Here is a 7,302-nt window from a genome sequence, read left to right as displayed (position 1 = left end):
GGCCGGGGGGCCGGCGCGGCCACCGGGGCAGCGTCCTGCTTCCCCGGCGCCGCGACCAGCCAGATCCCGGCGGCCACGACGCCGAGCACCCCGAGTACGGCCAGCGCCAGCACGCTGCGGCGGACGCGCGTCACTTGACCTGCACCCACTGGGCGACCGACGGGACGCCGTTGGTGCCGACGACATAGAGCATGTACCAGCCGGGCGGGGCCAGGTTGGGGTTGCTCGTCAGGTTGAGGCCGATCGTGTTGCCGGTGACGGTCATCGGCAGGTCGACGTAGCGCTGGTTGGGGTCGCTGGAGTGGGTCACGGCCTCCGGGCGGATCAGCGAGGCCTTGAGGATCGGGCCGTCCACGGTGATCTGCTTGGTGGTGCCGTACGGCCACTGCGCCCCGGCCATGCTCAGGATCTGCGGCCGCCCGCCCTTGAACAGGTACGGCGGGGAGTACACCGAGACGCGCATGTCGAACGTACCGTCGCCGGGGTTGTCACCGACGGACATGACGCGCCCGTCCGGCAGCAGGAACGCCGACGAGTGGTAGCCGCGCGGCACCGGGTCGGTGGCCATGCCCGGGGTGAAGGTGTTGGTGGCCGGGTTGAACATGGACGCCTCGTACACCGGGTCGGCCCGGTTGTGCAGCGCGCCGCCGGTCTCGAAGACCTTGCCGTCGGGCAGCAGCACCGCCGAGACGTACATCTTTCCCTGTGCGGCCGTCTGCGCGACCCCGCCGGTCATCTTGCCGCTGGGCAGCAGCGGACCGGGCTTGTAGACCGGGGTGGCCTGCTTGAGGTCGATCAGGTCGGTGAGCCGGTTGGCGTCCGGGTTGCTGTCGATGTTGCCGCCGCCGATGGTCAGCACCCGCTGGTCCTGGGCCGGGGGCAGCAGCACGCTCATCGACTGGTCCCGCTCGTCCTTGCGCTGCAGGCCGGTGACGGGGGTGATGGTGTTGGCGTTGTAGTCGTAGATCGAAGAGCCGGTGCCGGGCAGGCCGTTGCCGAAGACGTGGCTGCCGGTGTAGAACAGCCGGCCGTCCTGCATCAGCACCATCGACGGGTACAGGCCCCAGAAGCTCCAGGTCTGGTTGGCCTCGTTGAGCCCGAGCCAGCGCTGCTCGCTGTTCTTGAAGTACTGCGTCGCGACGGTGCCGCCGGAGTCCTCGCCGAGACCGCCGAGCGAGATGACGTCGCCGTTGCCCAGGACCGTGGCCGACGGGTACCAGGACCCGGCGGTCATGTCGTTGACCTTGCTGTAGGCCATGGTGTCCGGGTCGAAGATGTACGAGTCCTTCAGGCCCTTGTAGCCGTGGCTGCCGTCGGCGGCCGGGTAGTCCTTGTTGCCGCCCATGATCAGCACCCGGCCGTCGGCCAGCTGGACGTGGCCGGAGCAGAACAGGTCGGCCGGAGTCGGCACGTTGGCGAACGTACCGTTGCGCGGGTTGTAGACCGCGGTCTTGAAGGTGCCGGCGGCGAAAGCGGCCGGGTCGTTGCCGGAGCCGGCCACCAGCAGCACGTTGCCGTTCTTGAGCACCACGGCGTGGATGCCGCGCACCGGCGAGTTGAACGGCATGACCTGCCAGGCGCCGGCCGTGCAGGCGGGGCCCGCGCTGCACGAGGTGCCGGGCGCGGCCTGGGTGGCGTCCACCATCGCGTAGTCGTCGGTCTGCAGCGTGCCGACACCGTAGATGGTCACGCCCCAGACGACCTGGTCAGTGTTGGCCGGCACCGGCGGGGTGCGGACCGTCTTCTGCTTCCAGGCGGTGGTGGTGGTCAGCGTGGCCAGATCGGTCCAGTAGACCCAGCCCTGGGCCACGTCGTGCCGGAACATGGTCATGACCGTGTTCGGCGTGGTGGTCTTGTACCAGGTCGAGACGTCGTACTGGTGGCCCGGCGTGACGTTCGGCGCGCAGGACGGGTTCTCCAACATCAGCGCCTTGCGGTCGCCACTGGTGATGGCCGAGACGGTGACCTTCATGGCGTTCGCGCCACTGTGCGGCGCCGTGTGGGTCACCTCGTACTTGTGGGTGCTGTCACCCCAGCCGGACTGCTCCCAGCAGACCGGGAAGCCGGTGGAGTCGACGACCTCGAGGCCGGGGTTGCTCAGCAGGTTGGCCCCGGCGAAGGACTTGCCGGGCACGGCCAGGACGAGCACCAGCGTGATGATGACGACCTGGGCGATCCGGACCCGGTCACGCCGGCTCAGCAGGGGCAGGGGACGACGGTTCATGCGTTCTCCAAAGCGGTGGCCCTGGGCTTGGCCCGGTAGATGACCTTGTCGAGAGTGAGGAAGCGCACGACGAAGGACGTCACGAGCGTCATCAGGTTGGCCACGAGCACGCCGACGTGCAGGCCGTCGACGAGCAGGGCCAGCAGCGGGATCCGCAGCAGCAGGTCGGCGTTGCCCATCAGGAAGAAGCGGGTGAGCCGGCTCGCCAGGCTGCGGTGCCGGCGGTTGCGGTAGAGCAGGGAGTCGGTCAGGGCGAAGTTCCAGCCGACCGCGATCATGTTGGCCAGCACGGCCGCCGCCAGGTAGTGCACCCCGGCCACGTGGGCCAGGAACCACAGCGCGACCTGGTTGGGCAGCAGGCCGGACACCCCGATCAGGGCGAAGGCCAGCATCCGGGTGCGTTCCGCGCCGAAGCGCAGGATGGCCAGGTGCTTGAGGAAACGCACGCCCTCGGCCATCGTCGACTTGGACTCGCCCGCGTGCCGCTGCTGGAACGTGTACGGCACCTCGACGATGCGGCCGGGCCGGTTGCGGACCACCAGCTCCAGCAGCACCTTGTAGCCCAGCGGCCGCAGCTCGTCGACCTGCAGCGAGCTGGTGCGCACCGCGAACAGCCCGCTCATCGGGTCGCTGACCTGGAGCAGCGAGTTACGGAAGATCATCTTGGTGGCGAAGGTGGAACCGCCCGAGATGAACTTGCGGTAGCCGTCGGAGAGGCCGTCGGTCGTGCCGCCGCCCGCGTACCGGGTGCCGATCACCAGGTCGGCGCCGTCGCGCAGGCCCGCCGCGATCAGGTCCGGCACGATCTCCGGCGGGTGCTGCAGGTCGGCGTCCATGACCACGATCCAGGCGCCCCGGGCCAGCCGCATGCCCTCGACGACCGCGCCGCCGAGGCCGCCGGTGCTGTGCTCGCGGTGGTGCACGGTGATCGGGATCGGGCAGGTGTGCGCGGCGGCCCGGATCACGTCGGGGGTGTCGTCGGTGCTGTCGTCCACGAAGACGATCTCGGTGTCGCTCTCCGGCAGCACCGCGACGAGCCGTTCCAGCAGAGCGGCGATGTTCTCCCGCTCGTTGAAGGTGGGGATGACGACGGTCTGCCGCAGCGACGTCGCCACCTGCACCTCGCCGATCGCGCCCGGCATCATCCGGACCCGGCCCGACGCACGTCCTCCGGCAGTGAGTGTCATGGCTTCTCCTTGTCGATCCGGCGGATCTCGATGCGTCCGTCCTCGGGACCGAACGTCGCGATCGGCGTGGAGTTCGTGAGCAGCTTGGTCACCGTGGGCAGGGAGCCGGGATCCTGGCGCAGGGCCGGGGTGGACACGATGTAGTCGACGTCGCGCCAGCCGTCGGGCAGCGTCTCGGCGACCGCGGTGTCGAGGTCGAGCTTGTAGAACCAGATGACCTTCTCGCGCTGGAAACCGGCGTCCACGCAGTCGATCCAGAGCACGTCGTCGACCACGATGGTGGCCCGTTCGGGGTCCGGCAGCTCGTCGCGCAGGTAGGTCGCCGCGGCCACGTACTGGGCGTTGTCGTCGGTGGTCAGGGCGCGGCGGTCGCCGACGTACCAGCGGGGCAGCACCAGGGTCAGCGCCGTCACCGCCGCCACGGCGAGGATCGCCCAGCGCCACCAGGACCGTTGCGGCTTGAGCAGCCGTACGCCCTCGTCGGTCACGCCGGCGATGACGATGGCGAAGAAGGGCAGGATCTGCACCACGTACATGGCCGGCAGGTAACCGCCGGGACGCAGGGCGACCACCGCCAGGATGGTCGCGGCGATCGCGGGCGCCCGCAGCCGCCGCACGGCCAACGCGATCACGGTGGCCACGAGCCCGGCGGCCAGGATCACCGTGTCGTAGTAGAGCCACGAGGTGATCAGCGAGTGCGAGCCGGAACCCTCGTCGAAGACCGTGCCGGAGCCCGATCGCGACATGAGCTGGAACTGCCAGGCGCCGATGAGCGAGACGTGCCCCTCGCCGGGGAACAGCTCACCGCGCAGCAGGGCGTAGAGCGGGTAGAAGACGCCGACCAGCACGATGCCACTGGTGTAACCGCCGAAGGCCCACGGCCGGGTGGACGTCTTCGCGGCGTTCTGCCACATCGCCACCAGCACCGCCGGGGCGGTGAGCAGCATCGTCTCCTTGGACAGCACCGACACCGCGGTCGCGGCCCCGGCGGCGGCGTAGTGCCACAGGTGCTTGCGTGGCGACAGGGCCAGGGCCAGCGCGGCGAGCATCCAGGCGACGGCGAAGCTGTCCAGGTAGATCTGCCGGTTCATGGTGATGGACAGCGGGGACAGCCCGAAGGTGAGCAGCGCGAGCGCGGCCGCCCAGCGGGAGAAGTCCAGCCGCCGGCTGATCACGTAGACCAGGACCAGGCTGGCCGCGACGACCGGCAGCATCGCGATCCGGCCGGCGGCCACGGCGATCAGATCGGGGAAGAACAGGGCCGGCAGCCAGGCCAGGCCGGCGAGCTGGATCCAAGCGAGCGGCGGGTGGTCGTACCAGTAGGTGTAGTGGGCCAGGCCCTGGCCGTTCTGCACCGCCCACGCCTGGGCGAGGTAGGTGCCCTCGTCGTCGGTGGCGGTCGGGAAGCCGGTGATGTTCCAGGCCATGAAGAACAGGACCACGGCCGCCAGCCCGCCGACCACGTACAGGTCGGTGCGCGAGCGCCGGACCGGCGCGGGCCGGGGCTCCGGCTGCACGGGTACGTCGGGCAGGATGATGACCTGGGTCGGCGCTTCGGCGATGCTCATGCGGCGACACCACTCTCGGCCTTGACGGGCTGCTTGGTCAGGTGCGCGCCGGTGTGCGCGGTCAGTTCCCAGTTGCGCTTGCCGGTGTACTCACGCCAGACCGCCCGCAGCGCCGCCACCGCCAGCACGAGTGCGTACGGGAAGGCGCCGAGGATCAGCCGGGCGTAGTGGTGCCAGCGGGTGCGCAGGCCGTACTGGAGACCGAAGTCGCGCAGGCCGACCGTCTGGAAGACGAGGTTGGCGGCCATCGGGATGACCGGCACGAAGGTGATCAGCGCCACGAAGACCGGCAGCTGGGCCCAGATCGCGATGGCGATGCCGATCGGGATGACGATGCCCGAGAAGGCCTGCAGGAACGGCTGGGTCAGGGTGTAGCGGGCGAGCATCCGCTGGCCGAACTCCGGCAGCCGCCGCCACTCCCCCTTGCGGTAGACCTGCAGGAAGCCCTGGTTCCACCGGGTGCGCTGCTTGAGCAGCGACGTCAGCGTGCCCGGGGTCTCCTCCTTGGTCACGATGGCCGAGTCGTACGCGACCACGACCTTGGCGCCCCGGCTGGACAGCCGCACCCCCAGGTCGCAGTCCTCGGCGAGGCAGGTGCCGTCCCAGCCGTTGGCCGCGCGCAGCACGTCGGTACGCACGAAGACGGTGTTGCCGCCGAGCGGGATGAAACCCTTGCGGGCGTGCAGGTGCAGCCGGCTGCGGAACCAGAAGAAGTACTCCAGGCAGTTGTGCAGGCTGTACCAGCTGGAGTGGAAGTTGATCAGCTGCACGCCGCCCTGCACCACGTCGGCGTCGGTGGACCGGAACGCGTGGTCGACGTGCTCCAGCAGCTGCGGGTGCACCTGGTCCTCGGCGTCGAAGACCCCGACCACGTCGCCGCGGCAGTACGGCAGCGCGGTGTTGAGCGCGCGCGGCTTGTTCTTCTGCTCGTTGGTGTCGGTCACCACGAGGATGCGCCCGGGCGCGGTGGCGGCCACGCGGTGGGCCACCTCGGCGGTCTCCGGGTCGTCGTGCCCGACGATCACGATGATCTCGAAGCCCTCGTGTGTGGACTCGAGCAGGCGCTGGACGGTGTGCTCCAGCACGGCCTGCTCGTGCCGCGCGGGCACCAGCAGACTGAACGTCAGCCGGTGTTCCCCGTCCGGCGCGGCGAACCGGGTCGAGGCGAGCGTCTCCGGCGTGCGCCAGGCGTGCATCGTCCACCAGAGAGTCACCGCGGCGAAGCCCGCGAGCACCAACGAAACCACAATCATGACGGCGGCAGCCAAAACCCGTTGCCTTTCGGAATGTGGTGGGCCCCACCCCCACCAGCGGGCAAACAATAGCCCGCGGCACCACGGTGATTTCAAGTCACCGGACAGTTTTTTCACAGCCGCATCCGGATCGTTGCCGAAAATGGCGGGCGCGCGAAACATCGCCTTCATTAATGGCCCGGGAATGGCATGATCACGGCGCTGATTTCAAGCCCCGATCTGACATTACGGGATACGCGAGGTATCAGCCGAATCGGCCCTCGACAGCAGCCGTGCGGAGACATCCGTCGCTGCCGGAAGGACGAAGGTACTACACCTCTCCACCGAACGGGCGACCGGGGTGGGGCCGTTTCCTGGTCTGCTGAGATCCGCGTCTCGTTTGACTGGAAGCGTTCCCACCTGCCGTTCGGCTACCGGCAGCTGGGAACGCCGGCGGTGGACACCGGATGAACGAGGGGTGAGGAATGGCTTTCCGGACCAGGGGCGAATAGCCATTCGCGGACCAGAATTGCCAGGTCGCAACCGGTGGGCGGACGCGGCCGGGACCCCCCTTCGCAACGCCGGCCCGACCGCGTGGGGCAAACCATTGACGACGCAAATGTTTCCGGCGTGCTTCCGGCCGGAACCGCGCGTCCGACGCCACCGGGTAATGGCATGATCACAGTGCGCCCACGACGCCATTCCGGAATGCGCCGCGCCTCAACGGTCGTTAATGGAGCGACGGCCGGTTAATGACACCGCGCCGCGCGTTGGCCGCGATCGCGTCGATGATGCGGGGCCACAATGTGCGGGGCAGGTCGTGCCCCATGCCGTCGATGACGACCAGTTCGGCCCCCGGCACAGCGGCGGCGGTCGCCTCGCCACCGGTGACGGTGATCAGCGGGTCGTCGGCACCGTGCACGACCACAGTGGGTGCGGTCACCCCGCGCAGCCCGGCGGTCCGGTCCGGCGAGGCGATGATCGCGGCGTACTGCCGAGGAGAAGCTCTACCCGGTCCTCGACGCGCTGCTGGACGCCTGGCAGGCCACCGGCGACCGCGAGGTCGAGGACATCCGGGTGGTCGGGCACCG

General features: G+C 69.4%; 5 protein-coding genes. All 5 read right to left on the bottom strand.

What is annotated here, in order from left to right; genetic code table 11:
* Window positions 1-130: 130 nt before the first annotated feature.
* Window positions 131-2,224 (bottom strand): galactose oxidase early set domain-containing protein, encoded by a 2,094-nt coding sequence (locus tag AB0C29_RS25090; protein ID WP_360824557.1) that lies wholly within the window; start codon window positions 2,222-2,224, stop codon window positions 131-133.
* Complete coding sequence (locus AB0C29_RS25085) at window positions 2,221-3,411, bottom strand: glycosyltransferase family 2 protein (protein WP_360824554.1); 1,191 nt, start codon at window positions 3,409-3,411, stop codon at window positions 2,221-2,223. Before AB0C29_RS25085 ends, AB0C29_RS25090 begins: the two co-directional genes overlap by 4 nt.
* The gene (locus AB0C29_RS25080) at window positions 3,408-4,979 is read right to left on the bottom strand and encodes a phospholipid carrier-dependent glycosyltransferase (RefSeq protein ID WP_360824551.1); all 1,572 of its coding nucleotides are present in this window, start codon (window positions 4,977-4,979) and stop codon (window positions 3,408-3,410) included. Before AB0C29_RS25080 ends, AB0C29_RS25085 begins: the two co-directional genes overlap by 4 nt.
* The gene (locus AB0C29_RS25075) at window positions 4,976-6,232 is read right to left on the bottom strand and encodes a glycosyltransferase (RefSeq protein ID WP_360543001.1); all 1,257 of its coding nucleotides are present in this window, start codon (window positions 6,230-6,232) and stop codon (window positions 4,976-4,978) included. The genes AB0C29_RS25080 and AB0C29_RS25075 overlap by 4 nt, the downstream gene beginning before the upstream one ends.
* 709 nt (window positions 6,233-6,941) lie before the next feature.
* Window positions 6,942-7,154: an alpha/beta hydrolase gene (locus tag AB0C29_RS25070; RefSeq protein ID WP_360824548.1), complete on the bottom strand. Its 213-nt coding sequence runs from the start codon at window positions 7,152-7,154 to the stop codon at window positions 6,942-6,944.
* Between the last annotated feature and the right edge of the window lie 148 nt (window positions 7,155-7,302).

Source organism: Actinoplanes sp. NPDC048791 (genome assembly GCF_040650095.1).
GTDB lineage: Bacteria > Actinomycetota > Actinomycetes > Mycobacteriales > Micromonosporaceae > Actinoplanes.
Note: the sequence above shows the minus strand (reverse complement) of the source record. Positions and strands in the feature narration are given on the sequence as shown.